18 protein-coding genes are annotated in these 19,939 nt (G+C 70.1%); 10 read left to right on the top strand and 8 right to left on the bottom strand.

The genetic code is table 11. The annotated features are described in order from the left end of the window. The first annotated feature begins 18 nt into the window (after positions 1-18). Positions 19-894, top strand: a complete 876-nt coding sequence (locus BM228_RS16480) for a hypothetical protein (protein WP_092042371.1) — start codon at positions 19-21, stop codon at positions 892-894. A gap of 49 nt (positions 895-943) precedes the next feature. On the opposite strand, the gene BM228_RS16475 is transcribed toward BM228_RS16480, so the two are convergent. Beyond that, positions 944-2,716, bottom strand: coding sequence for a DEAD/DEAH box helicase (locus BM228_RS16475; RefSeq protein WP_092042370.1), 1,773 nt, complete (start codon positions 2,714-2,716; stop codon positions 944-946). Between the two features lie 297 nt (positions 2,717-3,013). Here BM228_RS16475 and BM228_RS16470 point away from each other — a divergent pair, with 297 nt between their 5' ends. Then, positions 3,014-4,105, top strand: coding sequence for a calcium:cation antiporter (locus BM228_RS16470; RefSeq protein ID WP_092042471.1), 1,092 nt, complete (start codon positions 3,014-3,016; stop codon positions 4,103-4,105). On the opposite strand, the gene BM228_RS16465 is transcribed toward BM228_RS16470, so the two are convergent. Together BM228_RS16465 and BM228_RS16460 are read right to left on the bottom strand one after the other, a co-directional pair. Then, the gene (locus BM228_RS16465) at positions 4,106-4,843 is read right to left on the bottom strand and encodes an FAD-binding oxidoreductase (RefSeq protein WP_425284950.1); all 738 of its coding nucleotides are present in this window, start codon (positions 4,841-4,843) and stop codon (positions 4,106-4,108) included. It lies immediately after the preceding gene. Further along, positions 4,818-5,423: a sulfite oxidase-like oxidoreductase gene (locus tag BM228_RS16460; RefSeq protein ID WP_092042368.1), complete on the bottom strand. Its 606-nt coding sequence runs from the start codon at positions 5,421-5,423 to the stop codon at positions 4,818-4,820. Before BM228_RS16460 ends, BM228_RS16465 begins: the two co-directional genes overlap by 26 nt. Positions 5,424-5,574: 151 nt before the next feature. Between BM228_RS16460 and BM228_RS16455 the strand changes: the two genes are divergently transcribed. Then, positions 5,575-5,877, top strand: coding sequence for a hypothetical protein (locus tag BM228_RS16455; RefSeq protein ID WP_092042366.1), 303 nt, complete (start codon positions 5,575-5,577; stop codon positions 5,875-5,877). Here BM228_RS16455 and BM228_RS16450 read toward each other — a convergent pair. The 3 genes from BM228_RS16450 to BM228_RS16440 form a co-directional block, all read right to left on the bottom strand. After that, positions 5,847-6,815 (bottom strand): DMT family transporter, encoded by a 969-nt coding sequence (locus BM228_RS16450; RefSeq protein ID WP_092042365.1) that lies wholly within the window; start codon positions 6,813-6,815, stop codon positions 5,847-5,849. The two genes, BM228_RS16455 and BM228_RS16450, sit on opposite strands and share 31 nt — an antisense overlap. Further along, entirely contained in the window at positions 6,812-7,087 is a 276-nt protein-coding gene (gene infA, locus BM228_RS16445; protein ID WP_007561169.1) for a translation initiation factor IF-1, read from the bottom strand. The genes BM228_RS16450 and infA overlap by 4 nt, the downstream gene beginning before the upstream one ends. A 212-nt stretch (positions 7,088-7,299) precedes the next feature. Then, entirely contained in the window at positions 7,300-8,439 is a 1,140-nt protein-coding gene (locus BM228_RS16440; RefSeq protein ID WP_092042363.1) for a branched-chain amino acid ABC transporter substrate-binding protein, read from the bottom strand. A 219-nt stretch (positions 8,440-8,658) separates the two neighbouring features. Here BM228_RS16440 and BM228_RS16435 point away from each other — a divergent pair, with 219 nt between their 5' ends. From BM228_RS16435 to BM228_RS16425, 3 genes are all read left to right on the top strand, one after another. Next, entirely contained in the window at positions 8,659-9,864 is a 1,206-nt protein-coding gene (locus BM228_RS16435) for an amino acid aminotransferase (protein WP_092042361.1), read from the top strand. Between the two features lie 5 nt (positions 9,865-9,869). Next, entirely contained in the window at positions 9,870-10,907 is a 1,038-nt protein-coding gene (locus BM228_RS16430) for a hydroxyacid dehydrogenase (RefSeq protein ID WP_092042360.1), read from the top strand. A gap of 286 nt (positions 10,908-11,193) precedes the next feature. Further along, positions 11,194-13,305 carry a TonB-dependent siderophore receptor gene (locus BM228_RS16425; RefSeq protein WP_425284949.1) on the top strand — a complete coding sequence of 704 codons (2,112 nt, stop codon included), beginning with the start codon at positions 11,194-11,196 and terminating at the stop codon, positions 13,303-13,305. 15 nt (positions 13,306-13,320) lie between these two features. Here BM228_RS16425 and BM228_RS16420 read toward each other — a convergent pair whose 3' ends face one another. Then, positions 13,321-14,118, bottom strand: a complete 798-nt coding sequence (locus tag BM228_RS16420; protein WP_092042358.1) for a hydroxypyruvate isomerase family protein — start codon at positions 14,116-14,118, stop codon at positions 13,321-13,323. Positions 14,119-14,121: 3 nt separating this feature from the next. After that, positions 14,122-14,793: an aspartate/glutamate racemase family protein gene (locus BM228_RS16415; RefSeq protein ID WP_092042356.1), complete on the bottom strand. Its 672-nt coding sequence runs from the start codon at positions 14,791-14,793 to the stop codon at positions 14,122-14,124. Between the two features lie 132 nt (positions 14,794-14,925). Here BM228_RS16415 and BM228_RS16410 point away from each other — a divergent pair, with 132 nt between their 5' ends. The 4 genes from BM228_RS16410 to BM228_RS16395 all read left to right on the top strand — a co-directional run bounded on the left by BM228_RS16410 (position 14,926) and on the right by BM228_RS16395 (position 19,931). Beyond that, positions 14,926-16,233 (top strand): alpha-hydroxy acid oxidase, encoded by a 1,308-nt coding sequence (locus tag BM228_RS16410; protein ID WP_092042354.1) that lies wholly within the window; start codon positions 14,926-14,928, stop codon positions 16,231-16,233. Between the two features lie 78 nt (positions 16,234-16,311). Then, entirely contained in the window at positions 16,312-17,151 is an 840-nt protein-coding gene (locus BM228_RS16405) for an NAD-dependent epimerase/dehydratase family protein (protein WP_092042353.1), read from the top strand. Continuing rightward, positions 17,148-17,882 (top strand): molybdate ABC transporter substrate-binding protein, encoded by a 735-nt coding sequence (locus BM228_RS16400; protein WP_244537167.1) that lies wholly within the window; start codon positions 17,148-17,150, stop codon positions 17,880-17,882. The genes BM228_RS16405 and BM228_RS16400 overlap by 4 nt, the downstream gene beginning before the upstream one ends. 417 nt (positions 17,883-18,299) lie before the next feature. Further along, entirely contained in the window at positions 18,300-19,931 is a 1,632-nt protein-coding gene (locus BM228_RS16395) for an ABC1 kinase family protein (RefSeq protein WP_092042349.1), read from the top strand. The last annotated feature ends 8 nt before the right edge of the window (positions 19,932-19,939 follow it).

The raw sequence follows: 19,939 nt of genomic DNA, 5'->3' as shown, positions 1-19,939 counted from the left end.
GTCTAGAGACCCCGGACCATGATCGATCTCGCCCTGGACCCGTCCGATACCAGACCGCATCGGCTCCAGGAGTCGTCCCCCGCGCGCAAGCCCAGCCTGCGGCTCGTCCTGATCGGGCTGGCCGGCGCGGGCGCCCTCGCGGGCTTCGGCGTCGCCGCCTCGACCCTGATGGCCGGCCTTGCAGCCCCCACGCCGATCAAGCGCGCGCCGGTGAGCCGCGCCGCGGACTGGCCCGAGCTGAAGGACGGCCTGCCTGTCGTCGCCGGGATCGCGCCGGCGGCGCCCGTCGCGACGAAACCCGCCGAGCCGGAAAAGCCGAGCCTGCGCATGGCGGTGCTGCCGGATGCGTTCGTGCCGGTTGCAGCGCCGGCCGCTGCCAGTCCGGCCGTTCCCGCTCCGGCGAAGGCCGCGCCCGCCGCCCCGCCGCCGCCCGCGAAGAGCGTGGCCGTCCCCGAGGCGCCGACCCAAAAGATCCCGACGCCGATCCCGGTGAACCCGATCGCCGCGCCCCGTCAGGTCGTGGTGCCGCTGCCTCCAGCCCGCACGGCCGCTTTGCAGCCGCCGCGCGCTTCGGAAACCGTTCGGGCCCGCGATGTCGTGGAGCCGTCCGCAGTACCCGCGCCGAAGCCGGTCGCCGCCGTACCCGCCACGCCTGCCGCGACTTCGCCCGAGAAGGCTGCTCGGAAGGTCGTGGCCGCGCGCAAGCCGCCCGCTGCCGGGAAGACCGCGGAGGCCGCCAAACCGGGCGCCGCCGCCGCGACGGTCGCGCAGGCGGAGCCGGCCGACGAGGAAACCGAAGTGCTCGGCATCAAGCTCCCGTCCCTGGCGCCTGCCGGACGGAAGCTGAGGGAGAGCGTCGACGCACTGGGTGACGCCGTCAAAAAGGTTTTTTGAGATTACCCCCCCGGGGGAAAGATGCCCCCGGGGATGATCCCAAAAAAGATCAGCTGCGGCCGGTGTTCCGGCCCGGCTTGTGGTCGGGCCGGGGGCCGGACCGCTCGGCGTGCCGCTGGTGTTTGCCGGCGCGCGGGCTGGCAAAGCCCTTCGGACCGCCCGGATTGCCCTTGCGCTCGGCCGGGGCCGCGTCCCCCGCCAGCGCCTCGACCTGGATCTCCGGCGAGCCGTTGCGAGCGAAGGCCTCGGCAAAACGCGCGGCGGCGTTGCCGCGGATCTCGAACTTGGTCTCCCGATCGAAGATCCGGATCGCCCCGATCTCCTGACGGCCGATGCCGCCGCGACGGGTGAGCATCGGCAGCAGGCGGCGCGGATCGGCATTGTCGCGCCGGCCGAGATTGAGTCGGAACCACACCGCCGGCCCAAGGGCGGCGATCTGCTCGGGGTTCATCGGGTCGTAGGGCGGGCGCTCGCTGACGCCGCGGGGGGCGCGGCCCTCGCCCGGATCGCTGACCTCCTCCGGGGCCGGCAGGCGGGTGCGGTAGACCCGGGCCAGCAGGGCGGCGAGCTCTTCCGGGGTCTTGCCGGCGAGCAGGGCGCCAGCCAGCGCGACATCCTCCTCGGCCGGCGGCTCGGAGAAGAGCGGGTCGGAGAGCATGCGCTCGCCGTCGAGCTTCCGGATGTCGTCGGCCGAGGGCGGGCCGGACCAGTCCGGGCTGACCTTGGCGATGGCGAACATCTGTTCGGCCCGGCGGCGCCGGGAATTCGGGATCAGCAGCACCGAGGTGCCCTTGCGACCGGCGCGGCCGGTACGCCCACTGCGGTGCTGGAGCACCTCGGCATCGTGCGGCAGGTCAGCGTGGATCACGAGGCTGAGCGAGGGCAGATCGATGCCGCGGGCGGCCACGTCCGTGGCGACGCAGACCCGGGCGCGGCCGTCGCGCAGCGCCTGGAGGGCGGCGTTGCGCTCACCCTGGCCGAGCTCACCCGAGAGCGCGACCACCGAGAAGCCGCGCTCGGTCAGGCTCGCCTGGAGATGGCGCACGGCGTTGCGGGTGTTGCAGAAGACGATCGCGGTCGGGGCATCGGCCTCGCGCAGGAGGTTGAGCACCACGTGCTCGGTCTCCCGGGGCATGATCCGCACCGCCCGGTAAGCGATGTCGGCGTGGCCCTTGCTCTCGCCCTTGATCGCCAGCCGCAGGGCATTGCGCTGGTAGCGCTCAGCCAGGGCCTCGATCGCCTTGGGCAGGGTCGCGGAGAACAGATAGGTCGCCCGCTCCGGCGGGGTGGCCGAGAGGATGAACTCGATATCCTCGCGGAAGCCGAGATCGAGCATCTCGTCGGCCTCGTCGAGCACCACGGCGCGCAGGCCGGTCGGGTCGAGGTTGCGGCGCTCGAGATGGTCGCGCAGGCGGCCCGGGGTGCCGACCACGATATGGGTGCCGTCGGCCAGCATCCGGGCCTCCCGGCGGGGATCCATGCCGCCGACGCAGGCGGTGACGCGGCCGCCAGCCGGAGCATAGAGCCAGAGCAGCTCGCGCTGGACCTGGAGCGCCAGCTCCCGGGTCGGGGCGATCACCAGGGCGAGCGGCCGGCCGGGGGGTGGCAGCATCTCGGCCTCACCCGCTTCCGGGCCGATGAGCATGTTGGCCATGGCGAGACCGTAGGCCACGGTCTTGCCGGAGCCGGTCTGGGCGGAGACGAGGAGGTCGCGGGCGCCGGCGGCCGCCTCCAGCACCGCGGCCTGGACCGGGGTGGGATCGGCGTAGCCGCGCTCGGACAGGGCCCGCGCGAGGGGGGCGGGCAGTATCGGGAAAGGCAAGTTACGGAAACTCTCAACGGCCGCGCCGCGCCCGGCAGCGCGCCATCGCGCGGCGGAATCAGGCACCGGACTTTATTCGGGTCACCGGATGGTAGCGCCAACCGAGCCGGCTGACCACTCCCGCCACGGCATGGGCCGGTTGCGCGGGCTCACACCGGCGGGGCGAGCGGGCGCCGTCCACGTCAAAATGCCGGTCGCGCTCCGGCAACCCTGGCCTTGCCGATCGTCTGACGTAAGACACGGCCTGACTTTATGCATTGGCGCCGCAAGGCGATCCGAGCGGAGACGACCAAGACCATGACGGGAGCCCTGCGGCTGGCGGTGGCGTGGGCGACGGTTCTCGCCTTCGCGTGGTTCGGAAAGACCTGGCTCGGCGACCTGTCGCAGCCCTGGTTCGCGGGCGGCCTATTCGCGTGGCTGCTCGCGGTGATCGTCTGGTCGGCCTTCGGGGTGGTCCACAAGGCGGAGGATCTCGCCCATCGGCTCGGCGAGCCGCTCGGCACCCTGGTCCTGACCCTGTCGATCGTGATCATCGAGGTGGCGCTGATCTCCGCCGTGATGCTCTCGGCCAAGGAGGCACCGACGCTCGGCCGCGACACGATGTTTGCCGTGCTGATGATCGTGCTGAACGGCGTGGTCGGCCTCGGGCTCCTAGTGGGCGGCCTGCGCCATCACCAGCAGAGCTACAACCTGCAGGGGGCTTCGGCCTTCCTGTCGGTGATCATCCCGCTGACCACCATCGCGCTGATCATCCCGAACTTCACCAGCTCCACCGCCGACGGGACCCTGACCACCCTCCAGGCGGTGACCTTCTCGGTCTTCACCCTGGCGCTCTACGGCGTGTTCCTGCTGATCCAGACCACCCGCCACAGCGACTTTTTCCAGGATGCGGATGAGGAGGCGGAGGCCGAGGCCGGCGCGGGTTGGACCTCCGGCGGCGCGATCGCCAAGCACGTCATCCTGCTGCTCGCCAACGTCGTGCCGATCGTGCTGCTGGCCAAAAGCCTGGCGGTGATCCTCGATCACGGCATCGCGGCCCTCGGCGCGCCCTCCGCGCTCGGCGGCGTGCTCATCGCCGCGATCGTGTTCACCCCGGAGGCGATCTCGGCGCTCAAGGCCATCGCCCGCAACGAACTGCAGCGGGCGATCAACCTGTGCCTGGGCGCGGCCACCTCGACGGTGGGCCTCACCGTGCCGGCGATCCTCACCATCGGCTTGCTCACCGGGCAGACCGTGGTGCTCGGCCTGAAGCCCACCGAGATGACGCTGCTGGCCGTGACGCTGATCCTCAGCACCCAGACCTTCTCGGGCCTGCGCACCACCGTGCTGGAGGGGGCGGTGCACCTCGTGGTGTTCTTCGTCTACCTGGTACTGATCTTCAGCCCCTGATCAGCTGCCGAACCGCTCGGTGCGGATCACCCCCGCCGGGACGCCCGCCGCCAGGAGCAGGTCCGAGGCGGCGCCGACGAAGCGGTTCGATCCGCAGAGGAAAACCTTTTCGGGTTGGCCGATCCGCGCCAGGGCGCCGGCCACCAGGGCGGCGTCGATCCGCCGGCCGCCGGCATCCCGGGTGGTGGTGAGGTGCAGGGAAAAGCCCGTGCCGTCGTCGGCCAAGCGCTCCAGCTCGGGGAGCGCGATCGCCTCGTAGCGGGTGCGGGCGGAGTAGATCAGAGCGGCCGGAATCTCCGGGGCGACCTGCGCGCGCCGGCGCAGCATCGCCAGCAGCGGCACCACGCCGGAGCCTCCGGCCGCCAGCAGCAGCGGGCCGCCATCGGGGCCGTCCCAGGAGAACGAGCCGCCGATCGGCCCGCGCAGCTCGACCCGGTCGCCGATCTCGGCGGCCTGCGAGAACCAGCCCGAGACCTCGCCGTCGGGCAAAGCCTCGACCATCAGCTCAAGAGTGCCGCTGCCGTCCGGCGCAGAGGCGATCGAGTAGCTGCGCTGGGCCTGGTAGCCGTCCTCGGCGGTCAGCCGAACATCGACGTGTTGGCCCGGGCGGTAGGCGTTCGCCAGATCGCAACGCAGCCGAAAGCTCTTCACCTGCGGGGTGACGGGCGCGATCACGGTGATCTCGGCCTGATGCCAGCGGAAGACGATCGGCTCAGTCACCGGTGTAGCGCTGCTCACGCCAGGGATCCCCGTACATGTGGTAGCCGCGCAGCTCCCAGAAGCCAGCCGTGTCGGTTTGGGTGAAGCGCAGGCCCTTCACCCATTTGGCGCTCTTCCAGAAGTAGAGGTGCGGCACGAGCAGCCGCGCCGGGCCGCCATGGTCCGGATGGATCGGCTGGCCGGCATAGCGGGTCGCCACCATGGCGCGGCCGTTCACGAGGTCGGCCACCGGCACGTTGGTGGTGTAATCGTCGAAGGATTCCGCCAGCAGGAAGGCGGTCGGCGCCGCGATGCCGGCATCGGCCAGCAGATCGTCGAAGCTCACGCCCTCCCAGGCGGTGTCGAATTTCGACCACTTGGTGACGCAGTGGATGTCCCCCTGCCAGGTGGTGCGCGGCAGCGCCTCGAATTCCTCCCAGCTCCACGCCTTGATCGGCCGCGAGCCCTCGCGCAGCGTGAACCGCCAGGTGGCGAGATCGACGGTCGGGTTGGGGCCGATCTGCAGGATCGGGAAATCCTCGGTGAGATATTGGCCGGGCGGAATGCGCGCGCCGGTCTCGGGCGGCTGCCTGCGCCCGACGAAGCCCCGTGTCACCATGCCGGCCTCCGCTCTTAAAGCTGATGTCCGGGGTTTGGTGCGTCGGAACACCCCACGTCAAGTCGCGATGTGCGGCCGAACAAACGCCCCAAAGCTGAGGTGTGGTAGTCAGGCTATCCCGGATCGAATCGCACCCATCAGGGGGAATGTCATGAAGTACCTTCTCGCGACGAGCCTCATCGTCGGGAGCCTCGCCACCCTCGCGCCGGCCGCCCAGGCCCGTGACGGGATCGGTGCCGGCGGCGCGGCCGCCCTTGGCGTGCTCGGTGGCCTCGCGGTTGGCGGCGCCATCGCGTCGGCCAACAACGGCTACTATCCCGGCCGCCCGGTCTACCGCGCCCCGCCGCCGGTTTACGTGGAAGAGGATTACGGTCCGGTCTGCCACTTCGAGCGCCGCCGCACCGTCGATCCCTACGGCGACGTCTACATCCGGCGCGTGCGCGTCTGCGAATAAGCAGCGTCGGAGGTCGCCTCAGCGGCCGGCGCCGGCTTGAGGCGCTCGGCACAGGCGATCCCTCCGAGCACCAGGGCCAGGGCGATTGCCTGAATCGCCCCGAACGGCTCGCCGACCAGCAGGACGGCGAGGATCGCGCCGAAGATCGGCACGAGATTAACGAACAGGCCGGCCCGGTTCGGGCCGATCAGTTCGACGCCGCGCATGAAGAACAGCTGCGCCAGCAGCGACGGCCCGAGGCCGACGAAGGCGACCATCGCCCAGCCCTCCGGCCCCGGCCAGACCGCGTGCCCGGTGGCCCACTCGACGGCGAGCGGCGGCAGCGACGTGACGAAGGCGGCGATCGCCATGGCGGCGAAGAACGCCAGGGCCGAGACTTTCGGGCGCGTCGGCAGGACAATCGTGTAGCCCGCGTAGAGCAGGCAGGCGCCGAACACGAGCACGTCGCCGCGGTTGAAATCGAGACGTGTCAGAACCGTCCAGTCGCCGTGGGTCGCCGCGAGGCCGGCCCCGATCAGCGTCAGAACCACGCCGAGCATCTGGCCGAGGGTGACCGGCACCCGGTAGGCCAGGCGGTTGAGCAGGATCACCAGGACCGGGATCGCCCCCTGGAACAGGGCCAGGTTGACCGCACCGGTATGGACGCCGGCGGCGTAGAACAGGCAGTTGAAAGCGGTGTAGCCGAGGCCGCCCATCAGCAGGATGCGCAGCCAGTGCGGGCGCAGGCGCGGCCATTCCGCCGCGAGCCTGTGCCCCGCGAACGGCGCCAGCACGGCGCAGGCCACGGCCCAGCGCAACGTGGTGATCACCTGGGGTGAGATATGGCCCGGCGCCCAGCGGCTGGTGACGGCGTTCCCCGCCCAGAACAAAGCCGTGAGGGTGAGGAGCAGATAGGCCGGCGCGACCGAGGAGACCTGGGTCGCGCGCGCGGGCCTCAACGGCGGCGGAACTGGCCGCCCCGGACCTGGGGCCGCGGGCCTGCGGAGCGCTCATCCTTGTGCCGGAACACGAGGCGGCCCTTCTCCAGATCGTAGGGCGACATCTCGACCGTGACCCGGTCGCCCGCCAGCGTCTTGATGCGGTTCTTCTTCATCTTGCCGGCCGTGTAGGCCACGATCTCGTGGCCCTGGTCGAGCTGCACGCGGTAGCGCGCGTCCGGCAGGATCTCGATCACGAGACCGTCGAACTGCATCAATTCTTCTTTCGCCATGCACCTTCTCCAGTCGGACCGTCCGGCAGCAGGCGTTCCGGCAAAACTTCTACGGCTGTCATCAAGCTCGGGAAACGCCGCAGGGCGCGGATCCGATCCGACGGACGGTCCGCGCCTGCTGAGCGACGCCGCCCGCATGTAGTCGTCACACGATCCCGCTGCAAGTCATGCGCTGCTGCGCGACTTGAGTCGTGGACAGGATTGAGCGGGCTTCACGGCGCCTGGACCTCGTTGCCGGCGTAATCGAGCCGCCCGTCCGGCGTCCGGCGCCAGACCCGCAAGGTGACGGTGCCGCCGGATCGGTCACCGTGCGGGTCGAAGCCCACTGGGCCGAGCGCCGTGCGCAGCGGCGGGGCACTCCGCAGGGCGTCGGCGAGCTTGCGGCCGTCCGGGACCTTGCCGGATTTCGGATCCGCCGCCCGGGCGCGCTCCAGGGCCTGGGCCAGCAGCTCCACCGCCGCGTAACCCGACGCCGCGACGCTCTCGGCCTCGGGGCCGCGCGCCGGCGGCTTGCCGCCCTTCGGGTCCGGCAGGTGCGGCGGATCGGGCGGCAGCGTCATCACCGTCCCCTCCCCGAGGGTGCCGGTCGCCGTGAAGGCGGGGTCGAGGATGCCGTCGCTCGTCACCAGCGGGGCGCCGATATTCGCTTCGCGTAAGCTGCGGACCAGGGTCGCCGCTTCTGGCGCGAGGCCGCCGAAATACACTGCCTCGACCCGGGCCGCCTTCAGCCGGCCGACGAGTTCGGGGAGATCGCGGGTTCCGCGCGCAAATCCGTCGAACAGCACCTCTGGAGCGCCAGCCTCTTTGAGCCGTGCCGACACCGCCTCGGCCAGCCCGCGGCCGAAAGTCGAGCGGTCGTTCAGAATGGCGATGCGCCGTCCGGGGAAGGCCTTGGCGAGATAGGCCCCCGCCGCCCGGCCCTGCTGGGCATCGCTCGGGGCCAGGCGGAACAGGTTCCAAGAGCCACGGCTGGTCAGCGGCGTGTAGGTCGCCCCCGGCGTGACCACCACGGCGCCCGCTTCTTCGTAGGCCGGGGCCGCGGCGGCGACCGCGATGGATTCGAACGGTCCCACCACCAGCCGCACCCCGTCGGCCGCAAATTTTTTCGCGGCGGCGAGGGCCTGCTTGGCATCGCCGGCATCGTCCACCGGCACGAGGGCGAATTTCGGCCGTCCGCCGCCGGCCCGGTTGAGATCGGCTACCGCCTGCTCGGCGCCCTGCCGAAGCCCCTGCCCGAAGGCGGCATCCGGCCCCGAGAGCGGCGCCGAGAGGCCGATCCGCACCGGCGCCTGCGCGGCGGCCGGTGTTACGAACAGGAGGCCGGCGAGGATCGGGGCGAGGCTGTGCTTCATCCCCGCACGTTAGGGTCGCGCGCGCCGGCCGGAAAGCGCGCATCCGCGTCATCGCGGTTTCAGAACTTGGTCATCCTTGAGCGGATCGGGATGCTGCCGCGCGCGGAAGCGCTGGCGGGCGGACGCGATGTGAGAAATAAGGGCGTCGGCCGGCCCGCGACTTTGAAGAGAACCGCCCGCTCGCGCCGCATCGAAGCCCCTGTGGGACGATTGACGATCATGACCTCGCTGTTCGCCGGCATCCAGGACGCGCCGCTCGACCCGATCATGCGCCTGTTCGAGGCCTTCAACGCCGATACGAGCACGAAAAAGCTCAACCTCGTGGTCGGCGTCTACACGGATGCCGACGGCAAGGTGCCGCGCCTGCGCGCCGTGCAGACCGCCGAGAAGCGCTGGATCGAGAAGGGCCTGCCGAAGACCTACCGGCCGATCGAGGGCACCAAGCCGTTCCGCGACGCGGTCCAGGCCCTGCTGTTCGGCGAGGGCGCCCCGATCCTCAAGCAGAACCGCACCGCGACGCTCCAGAGCATCGGCGGCACCGGCGCGCTCAAGACCGGCGCGGACGTGCTCGCCCGGCTGAAGCCCGGCGCCACCGTGGCGGTGAGCAACCCGAGCTGGGAGAACCACAAGGCGCTGTTCACCCAGGCCGGCTTCACGGTCGTCGACTATCCGTATTTCTCGGCCGAGACCGGCGGCGTCGATTACCCGGCGATGCGCGCCTACCTCCAGGATCTGCCGAAGGGCTCGATCGTGGTGCTGCATGCCTGCTGCCACAACCCGACCGGCGCCGACCTGACGCCCGACGAGTGGCGCGACCTGGCGCCCCTGCTGGCCGAGCGCGGCCTGATCCCGTTCCTCGACATCGCCTACCAGGGTTTCGGCGACGGCCTCGATGCGGACGCCGCGCCGGTGCGGCTGTTCGCCGAATCCGGCCAGGAATTCCTGGTCGCCTCGTCGTTCTCGAAGTCGTTCTCGCTCTACGGCGAGCGCGTCGGCGCACTGACGATCGTGGCCGAGAACCCGGCCATGAAGACCAAGGTCGAGGCCCTGGCCAAGCGGCTGGTGCGGGCAAGCTACTCGAACCCGCTGACCCACGGCGCGGCCATCGTCGAGATGGTGCTGACCGATCCGGAGCTGCGCGCCGACTGGGAGCGGGAGCTCGGCGAGATGCGCGAGCGGATCCGCGCGATGCGGGTGCGGATGGCCGACAGCCTGCAGCAGCGCCATCCCGAGCGCGGCTTCGACGCGATCAAGGCGCAGAAGGGCATGTTCTCCTACACGGGCCTGACCCCCGCGGAGGCCACGCGCCTGCGCGAGGAGCACGAGGTCTACGCCCTGGAGACCGGCCGGATCTGCGTGGCCGCGGTCAACACCCACAACATCGACCACGTGGTCGATGCGATCGACGCGGTGGTGAAGGGCTGACTTGAGTGGCGGCCCTCAAGCGCGTCTGCCGGTTCAATCTCTGGATCAACCCGGTCTTCGACGCGCGGCTGAGGGCCGAGCCCGATATCGACCTTCAGGTCGGCGACCTGCAGGGCCCGGCGGAGACGCTCGAGGCCCTGCTGGCGCAGGCCCATGTCTTCCACGTCTCGCCGGCCCGGGACGAGCTGCCCCTCCGCTGGCACGTTACCGACGCGCTTCTGGCCGGATGCCCGAATCTGCTTGCAGTCTCCTCGGGCGGGGCGGGTTTCGACACGGTGGATGCAGCCGCCTGCACCCGGGCCGGAATCGCCGTGGTCAACCAGGTCGGCGGCAATGCCCGCTCGGTGGCGGAACTCGCCATCGGCCTGATGCTCGCAGTCTCCCGCAAGATCTGTGTCTCGGACCGGCTGCTGCGGACCAAGCGCGGCTTCTCCCGGGAATCGCTGATGGGCCACGAGATCGGCGGCGCGACCCTGGGCCTCGTCGGCATCGGCCATACCGGCCGGGAGGTCGCCAAGCTCGCCCGCGGCTTCGACATGCGGGTCCTGGCCTACGACCCGCTGCTCTATCCGGACGAGATCCGGGCCCGCGGCGCCGAGCCGGTGGACCGGGCGCGCCTGCTCGCCGAATCCGACATCGTCTCCCTGCACTGCCCGCTCGACGCCACGACCCGCGGCAGCTTCGACGCCAAAGCCTTCGCGGCGATGAAGCCCGGCGCGCTGTTCATCACCACGGCCCGGGGCGGCGTGCACGACGAAGCCGCCCTGGCCGACGCCCTGGCCTCCGGCCATCTCGCCGGGGCCGGCCTCGACGTCTGGGCGCCGGAGCCGCCGCCCCTGGATTCCCCACTGCTCACGTTCGACACCGTGGTCGCGACCTACCACACGGCCGGCGTCACCCATGAAGCCCGCCGCAACGTGGCCTCCTGGGGCGCCGAGCAGATCATCGGCCTCCTGCGGGGCGAGACCCCGCCGCGCTTGGTCAATCCGGAAGTCTGGCCCGCGGTGCTAGAACGCCGGGCGCAGTTGCTCGGGGCCGCGTAGCGGAGCCGCACCCGCGAGACCGGTCTGAATCAGCCGGCGAGGGTGTTGCCGGGCGGCAACAGGCTGGCAGTGCCGTGGAGCAGCTTCGAGTCTTCGTAAGCTGATCCGCAGTCAGATCGAAATCATTCCAAGTTTTGCGCCGAGCGGGCTTCGCTCGGCAAGCTTGACCCTATGGGTCCCACTCCACCATCTCGGCGGCCTCGATGTAGCGTGGCCTGAGAACGTGGCGAAATATCCCCCTCTATTTGGATCGAATACTTCTTATTCGACACTCGCGGCTACCGTTTTGGCCTTTATCGTCGGACATGCCGCACTCCTCAACTGGGATTGCGCCTGGGCGAAACCTGCACACGATCCGAATCACGAAGTCGTTCTGGAAGAGCTCTCGGTCACCGGCCAGGGCAGCGCCTCCCGAGCCTCGGAAGGCTACGCCCCGTCACGGAGCGTCAGCGCCACCCGCACCGACACGCCCCTGCGCGAGGTCCCGCAGACGGTGGTGCCGGTACCCCGGCAGGTGCTGGAGGACGCGGCAGCCACGCGGATCGACACCGCCCTCGACCTGGCAGGCGTCGGCCGCTCCAACAATTTCGGCGGCCTGGGTCTGACCGAAGTAACAATCCGCGGCTTCTCCGTGTTCGATTACTATCGCAACGGCTTCCCGATCAATCGCGGCTACCCGAACACGCCGGATGTCGTGGCGATCGAGCGGATCGAGGTGCTGAAGGGGCCGTCGGCCTTCCTGTACGGCCGCGGCGATCCCGGCGGCACCTTCAACATCGTCACCAAGCAGCCCCTGGCCGAGCGCTCGCTGGCGATCGGCACGCAATACGATAGCTACGGCGCCAAGCGCAGCACCTTCGACGCCACCGGGGCGCTCGACGAGACCGGCCAGGTGCTCGCCCGCATCACCGGCGCGGTCGAGGAGAACGGCAGTTTTCGCGACTTCGTCAGCGGCGACCGTTACCACGTGGCGCCGGTGATCGCCTGGAAGCCGAGCGCCGACACGACCATCACCCTGGAAGGTGCCTTCGTCAGCACCGGTACGACCTTCGACCGCGGCATCGTCCCCCTGCAGGGCCGGCTGCGCAACGTGCCGCGCTCTCGCTTCCTCAGCGAGCCCAGCCTGCCGCAGAGCGTGGTCCAGGACGCCCTCGGCCAACTGAGGATCGAGCACCGGTTCGACCAAAATTGGGTCCTCACGGCCGGCGCCCAGGTGCTCGGCGGGACCTTGAAGAGCTGGGGCGTCGGCGCGGCGGCCAACGGCTTCCTGCCGGACGGCCGCACCCTGCGCCGGAACCTCGAATGGCGCGACCTCACCTGGTCCGACACCGATCTGCAGGTCAACCTGGCCGGCAAGTTCGAGACCGGCTTCCTGCACCACACGCTGCTGCTCGGCCTCGAATACGACCGTTACCGCTACCGGGAACTCTTCGACCGTTCGAACGCCGCGACCTACCCGTTCCTGCTCGACCTGCTGGCGCCCCGCTACGGCCAGGCGCTGCCGAGGAGCCTGCCCACCATCACCAACTTCCTGCAGCACACGGAAAGCTACGCCGGCTACGTCCAGGACCAGATCGACATCACGCCCCAGTTGCACGCCCTGATCGGGGTCCGGGTCGAGGATGTCGGCCAGGACTCGACGCCCTACCCCACCAACCGCACCACGAACCTGCGCGGCACGGAGGCGCTGCCGCGCTTCGGCCTCGTCTACGACCTGTCCGACGCGGTCTCGGTCTACGGAAACTACGCGCGCTCGTTCAAGCCCAGCACCGCATTGGACCGGCGCGGCCAGCCCCTCGCCTTCGAGGGCGGCGAGGGCTACGAGGCCGGCGTGAAGGTCGGCCTCCTCGACGGGCGGCTTAACGCCACCGCGGCCGTGTTCGACATCCGGCGCACCAATGTCCCGACCACGGACCCGGTCGATTCCGCCTTCAGCGTCGCCGCCGGCGTGGTGCAGAGCCGCGGCTTCGATCTCACCGTGGCGGGCGAGCTGGCGCCGGGCTTTCGGCTGTTCGGCACCTACACCCATGTCGATGCGGCGGTGGCGCGGGACAACACGCTTCCGGTCGGGACCCGGCTCGCCAACGTCCCGGCCAACAGCCTCGCCGTGCAGGCGGTTTACGAGATCCAGGGCGGCGCCTTGAAGGGGCTCGGCTTCGGGGGCGGGCTGAACGTCGTCGGCCAGCGCGCCGCCGGAACGGCCCTGTCCACCTTCACGATGCCCGCCTACACGGTGGTGAACCTGATCTCGTATTATCAGATCACGCCGGATGTCCGGGTCTACCTCAACGTCGACAACCTGCTCGACGAGACCTACTACGACCGCGCCTTCCAGAACCGCTACGCCACCCCGGGCCAGCCGCGCACCATCCTAGGCGGCGTCGCGGCACGGTTCTGACAGTCGCGATCGACCCTAGGCCGAGGCCGCCCGCATCCAGCCGAGGCCGGCTTCGGTGCCGGCGGCCGGGTGGTATTCGCAGCCGATGAAGCCGGCATAGCCCACCGCCTCCAGAGCCTTGAAGATCGGCTCGAACGCGATGGTGCCGGTGCCGGGCTCGTGCCGGCCCGGATCGTCGGCGATCTGGACATGGGCGATCAGCGGCGCGTGCGCCCGGATCAGCGCCGCCGGGTCGTGGCCGAGGCAGACGCAGTGATAGGCGTCGAACAGCAGCTTGACGTTGTCCCGGTCGATCGCCCGGATCGCCTCCACGGCATTGAGCGGATCGTCGATCACGTAATCGGCGATGGAGCCTGGGCCGATCGGCTCCACGATCACGGTCATGCCGCGGGCCTTGGCGGCGTCGGCCGCGAAGGCGAGGTTGTCGAGATAGGTGTCCCAGAGCCGCGCGGGCTCGGCCCCGGCCGGGCGGATTCCGGCCATCGGGTGGACCATGCGGCAGCCCAGCTGCGCGACGTAGTCCAGGGTCGGCGCGATGGTGGAGCGGTAATAGGCGACCTTGTCCGGCAGGGCGGCGAAGCCCTTTTCGCCCTTCGCGGCGTCGCCCGCCGGAAATCCGGTCTGGACCAGGGGCACTCCGGCCCGCTCGAGCCAGCCCGCCACCTCCCGGGCCGGGGTCGCGAACAGGTTCGGATGCTCCACCGCCCGGAACCCGACCTTGGCGGCGGCAGCGAACCGCTCGGGCAGGGGCAGCTCCGTGAACAGGAAGCCGCAATGGCCGCTCAGGCGGTCGGAGAAAGCACCGAGCTTCATAGATTAGGCCCTCTCAGCCGTCTCGATCAGGGCGCGTATCCGGTCCACTGCCGCGTGCGGCGCGGTCAGGACCGGGACGTCGATTGTGGCGCGCACCGCCTCGGCGGCCCGGGAGGTCGAGAAATGCGCCAGCATGATCGCGTCGCACTCGGAGAGCTCCGGCGCCCGCGCGGCGATGAGCCGGTTGTGGGTCTCGGCGTCGCCGGCGCGCAGGCGTGCCATGGCGTCGTCCACCAGGATCGTGCGCAGGGTCGCGGGCCGTCCCGACTGGCCGACGAACTCCTCGAACTCGTCGGTCATGGTGCCGATCGAGGGGCCGAAGGTCGCCAGCATGCCGATGCGCTGTCCTTGAGCGATGGCGGCGCGGAACATCGCCTCGTTCGGCTTGAGCACCGGCACCGGCACGGTCTCGCTCAGCCGGTCGATGGCCGGCCCGAAGGCCGAGCAGGTGATCAGGATGCCGTCGGCGCCCATGTCGTGGCCGTAGCGCCCGAACCGGACGAATCGGTCGATCATACCCTCGGAGATTTCGCCCGGCTCCTTGGCCCGGTCGAGGGAAAGCCCGTCATCCAGCAGGTTGACCGTCTCGGCCTCGGGCCAGCGCTCGTCGAAGGCCGCCTGGATCGGAGCCATCGCGACCGGCGTCGCGTGCAGGAGGACGATGCGGGGGGCCATGCTGTCTCCCGGGATGTGGCGCGGCGCGGTCGTGGCGTCCGGCTCGTCAATGTCAGTGTTGTAAGCGTTTTCAACATCGGAGATATCCAGGCCCGGTAAATTCCACGCCCAGTGACATCCAGGGAGGAGCGGATGGCGACGTTCGATCAGCCGGCGCCCGGCCCGGGGGCGACGGAGCGCGGCTCGGACACGGTCGGACAGGCCGATGCCGAGGCGCCGGGCATTGCCGGCTCGCAGGCCCTCGTCACCAGCCTCAAGCGCAGCGACGCAGTCACGCCCTACCGGTTCCGCGACCTGCTGGCGCTCGACGATTTCGAGCGCCACGCCCGCCGGCTGCTGCCGCACATGATCTTCCAGTACGTGGCCGGCGGCGCCGAAACCGGGGCCGCGCTGGCCCATAGCCGCGGCGCCTATGCCGATTACGCCCTGGTGCCACGGCTGATGCGCGACACGTCCGGGCGCGACACGGCCACCGAGCTGTTCGGCCACACCTACGCGGCGCCGTTCGGAATCGGGCCGCTGGGCGGCGCCGCGTTCATCGCCTATCGCGGCGATATCGTGCTCGCCGAGGCGGCGCGGCGGATGAACCTGCCGATGATCCTCAGCGCCTCCTCGCTGATCAAGCTGGAGGACGTTTACGCGCAGAACCCGCAGGCGTGGTTCCAGGGCTACCTGCCCGGCGACCAGACCCGGATCGACCGCCTGCTCGACCGGGTGGCGGCCACCGGCTACCGCACCTTCGTGGTGACCGCCGACACTCCGACGCTCGGCAATCGCGAGCACAACACCCGCAGCGGCTTCTCGATGCCGATCAAGGTGACGCCCAAGGTTGCGTGGCAGAGCGCGACCCACCCGCGCTGGCTGCTGGGCACCGTGGCCCGCACCTTCCTGAAGCACGGCGCACCGCATTTCGAGAACACCGAGGCGACGCGCGGTCCACCGATGATGTCGCAGGGCGCGGTGCGCAACACCATCGCCCGGGACCAGCTCTCGTGGAAAAACCTGGAGGCGATCCGCAAGCGCTGGTCCGGCAACCTTCTGGTGAAGGGGCTCCTCGCCCCCGAGGATGTCGAGATCGCCCGGGGCTGCGGCGCCGATGGCGTGATCCTGTCCACCCATGGCGGCCGCCAGCTCGACTACGCCATCGCGCCCCTCGACGTGCTGCCGGAGATCGCTGCTCGGAAGGGCAGCCTGAAGATCATCGTCGACAGCGGCATCCGCCGCGGCACCGACGTGATGAAGGCGCTGGCCCTCGGCGCCGACTTCGTCCTGCTCGGCCGGCCGTTCATGTTCGGCGCCGCGCTCGGCGGGGCGGCGGGCGTCGAGCACGCCATGCGGATCCTCAAGGAGGAGCTCAACCGTGACATGGCACTGATCGGGGTGAACCGCCTGTCCGAGCTCAACCCGGACTTCCTGCGCCGCGTCCCGCGGCGAAGCTGACCCGGAGACCGGCATGACCGACGCCGCGCTCCGCGTCACATTGGAGCGTCCAGCCCGCCCGATTCCGGAGCGAACCCGATGAGCGCCCAGACCGACACGATCCCGCAAAAACCCGTCTTGCTCACCGGGGCGTCCGGCGCCCTCGGGCGGGTGCTCACGAAGGCGCTCGGCGCGCAGGGCTGGACACTGCGCCTGACCGACCGGGTGCCCTTCCCCGATCCGCTGCCCGAGGGGGCACGCTTCCAGCTCGCTGACCTGGAGGACGGCCCGGCGATCCTGCGGCTGGCGGAGGGCTGCGGCACGATCCTGCATTTCGGCGGGATCTCGGTGGAGCACCCGTTCGAGACCGTGATCGGCCCCAACATCCGCGGGCTCTACCACGCCTACGAGGCGGCCCGGCGGGAGCGCGCCCGGATGGTCTTCGCCTCCTCGAACCACGCGATCGGGTTCCACGAGCGGACCGAGTTGCTGGACGACGACTGCGCCCTCGCCCCGGACGGCTATTACGGCCTGTCCAAGGCCTATGGCGAGCTGATGGGCGGCCTGTACCGGGACAAGCACGGCGTCGAGAGCGTGTTCCTGCGCATCGGCTCCTGCTTCCCGGAGCCCATCGACGCCCGGATGCTGGCGACCTGGCTGTCCTACGCCGACCTGACCCGGCTGATCACCCGCGCCACCCTGGCCCCGAGCCTCGGGCCGAAGGGTTCGGTGGTGATCTGGGGCGCGTCGAACAACAGCCGCATGACCTGGTGGCGCCGGGACGGTCGCGACGTGATCGGCTGGGCGCCGCAGGACAGCGCCGATGCCTACGCCCCGGCGTTGGAAGGCAAGACCAGCGGCAACCCGGTGATCGAGCGCTACCAGGGCGGCGGCTTCACCGCCCTCGACTATTCCCGCACTGAGCCGCCGGCTCGGTGAGCACAGAACCCGAGGCGATGGGAGCCGGCATGGCGGACGAGCAGCGCGCGACGCGGCTGAAATGCGCCCTGGTGGTGCGGGGCGCCTTCGACGCGCATGTCGTCCCCGCCTTCGCGGCGGCGGGCGGCCGGGTGGCGATCGACTGGGCGCCCACCGCGGTGATCATGAAGGCGCTGGAGGCCGGCGAGACCGCCGACGCGGTGTTCGTGCTCTCGGACGCCATGAACCGGCTGATCGCCGCCGGAAAGGTCGAGCCGGAGACCCGGGTCGATGTGGCGCGTTCCCGCTACGGTATCGCCGTGAAGGCCGGGGCGGCGCATCCGGATATCGGCAGCGTCGAGGCGCTCAAGCGCACGCTCGTTGCGGCGCGCTCTGTCGCTTATTCGCGCACCGGCGCCAGCGGGATCTACTTCGCCGACCTGCTGCCACGGCTCGGTTTGGCCGATGCGGTGAACGCCCGGGCCACGATCATCCCGCAAGGTTTTACCGCGGAAAAACTGGTCTCGGGCGAGGCCGACATAGCGGTCCAGCAGGTCAGCGAGTTGATGGTGGTGCCGGGCATCGAGGTGGTCGGGCCGTTCCCGGAGCCGGTGCAGGCGATCACCACCTTCGCAGCCGCGATCCTGCGCGGCGCTGCCGACCGGGACGGCGCGCTACGCTTCCTCGCCGGGCTGACCACGAAGGAGGCCGCCGCCGCCTACCGCGCGAGCGGTCTTGAGCCGGCTTTCTAGGAATGCTTGCGATGAGGGTGCGGGCGCAAAACAATTAGATAAAACAACGCGGAAACCAAGATCGCCAGCGAAGTGGCACCGCCTACGACAGGTGCTGCCTCAAGCTTTATCGGCGCTCGTCCACCCCCCCTTCATCCAGAGGCGTGAGCGAAGCGAGCCTCGAAGGAGCCCTCCAGTCTGCGCGCGATCCCTGGAGGGCTCCTTCGAGGGCGCCACTGCGCGCCGCCCTCTCAGGATGAGGGGGTTGGGTTGGATGTTCGTCGATCAGGAACGGGACCTGACGCCGGCTATGGGCTTACCTCCCCGGCGCCGGCCCTATTGTCGCCGCCGGGACCTCCCGGGGTTCGCGACCGCAAAAAAGTCCTTATGCTCGTGCTGTCCGGACGCCCAATCCCGTCCGACCGGATCGCTCAGTTCATGCTGAAGACAGCCTTCGTTGCCGCCCGCGACCGTCAGAGGCTGTCGGAGATCGCGACGATCCTGATCGGCTTCGGCGTTACCCGCGTCGTCGACCGTCTCGGGCTGCGCTACCTGCCGCTGCTGCCGCGCCGGCGGCCCCGGGTCGATGTCACCCGCCTGTCCGAGCCCGAGCGCCTGCGCCGGGCGATCGAGGCGCTCGGCCCGACCTTCATCAAGTTCGGGCAGGTCCTGGCGAGCCGGCCGGACCTGCTGTCCCCGGCCTGGACTGAGGAGCTGCAGAAGCTCCACAGCCAGGTCGTGCCGGTGCCGTGGGAGCAGATCGGCCCTCAGCTCGAGCAGGATATCGGCGCCCCGCCCAACGAGGTGTTCGCCGAGTTCGACACAAACCCGATCGCCTCCGCGTCGATCGCCCAGGTCTACCGGGCGCGGCTGCACACGGGCGAGGACGTGATCGTCAAGGTCCTGCGGCCGAACCTGCGCAAGATCATCGAGGCGGATCTGCGCCTGATGGCCCACGGCGCCCGGATCGTCGAGAACGAGTGGCCGGACATGGCCCGCTATCAGCCGCGGGAGCAGATGCGCCACCTCGCCGACGGCCTGAACGGCGAGCTCGACCTGCTCAACGAGGCGCGCAACTGCGAGCTCCTGGCCCAGATCTTCGAGGACCGCGACGACATCGTCTTCCCCAAGATCCACTGGGAGTACTGCTCCGAGCGGGTCCTGGTGCAGGACTTCATCCATGGCATCCCGCCCAATGACGAGGCGGCCCTGCGCGCGGCCGGTCTCGACAAGAAGCTGCTCGCCCAGAAGGGCACCGACGCCTTCCTGCAGATGGCGCTGATCGAGGGCGTGTTCCACGCCGATCCGCATCCCGGCAACATGCTGGCGCTCCCGGGCAACAGGATCGGCTTCATCGATTTCGGCATCATCGGCCGGCTGTCGCAGCGGCGGCGCTCGCAGCTGCTGGTGCTGATCGGCGCCATGCTCAAGCAGGATGCGGACGGCCTGATGGCCGTGCTGCTCGACTGGACCGGCACCAGCAACCCCGACCTGACTCGCCTCCAGGTCTCGGCCACGTCCTTCGTGGAGAGCCACTCTTCGATCCCGCTGAACCTCGGGCTGGTGCTCACCGACTTCATGAACATGGCCCGCGAGAACGACCTCGCGATGCCCACCGACCTGGCGATCCTGTTCAAGGGCCTTGTCACCGCCGACGGCGTGATGCGCCACCTCGATCCGGATTTCGACCTGTTCGCGGCGGCCGGCCCCACGGTCAAGGCGAGCATGCAGACGCAGTTCTCGCTCGGCGCCCTCAAGCAGAAGGCCGAGGCGCTCGGCGTCGGCCTCTACGGCGCGGCCTCGGAGCTGCCGACGCTGATCCACCTGATGCTCGTGCGGTTGAAGCAGGGCCGCGTCACCGTCGAGATTGAGGTGAAGGGCCTCGACAAGGTCACCCGCGGCATCGAGCGGGCCGCCGCCCGGGTCGCGGTGGCGCTGGTGGTGGCGGCCTTCGCCACCCAGCTGGCGCCCCGCCTGATCGACCTCGGCACGCCGGTCTTCGTCTCGATCGGCCTCGTGATTTTCATCCTCGGCATCGGCTGGCTCGTGCTGCTGATGCGAAACAAGTGATGCATTTC

The organism is Methylobacterium pseudosasicola, from assembly GCF_900114535.1.
In the GTDB taxonomy this organism is placed as follows: Bacteria; Pseudomonadota; Alphaproteobacteria; order Rhizobiales; family Beijerinckiaceae; genus Methylobacterium; species Methylobacterium pseudosasicola.
This window is presented reverse-complemented; position numbering and strand designations above follow the sequence as displayed.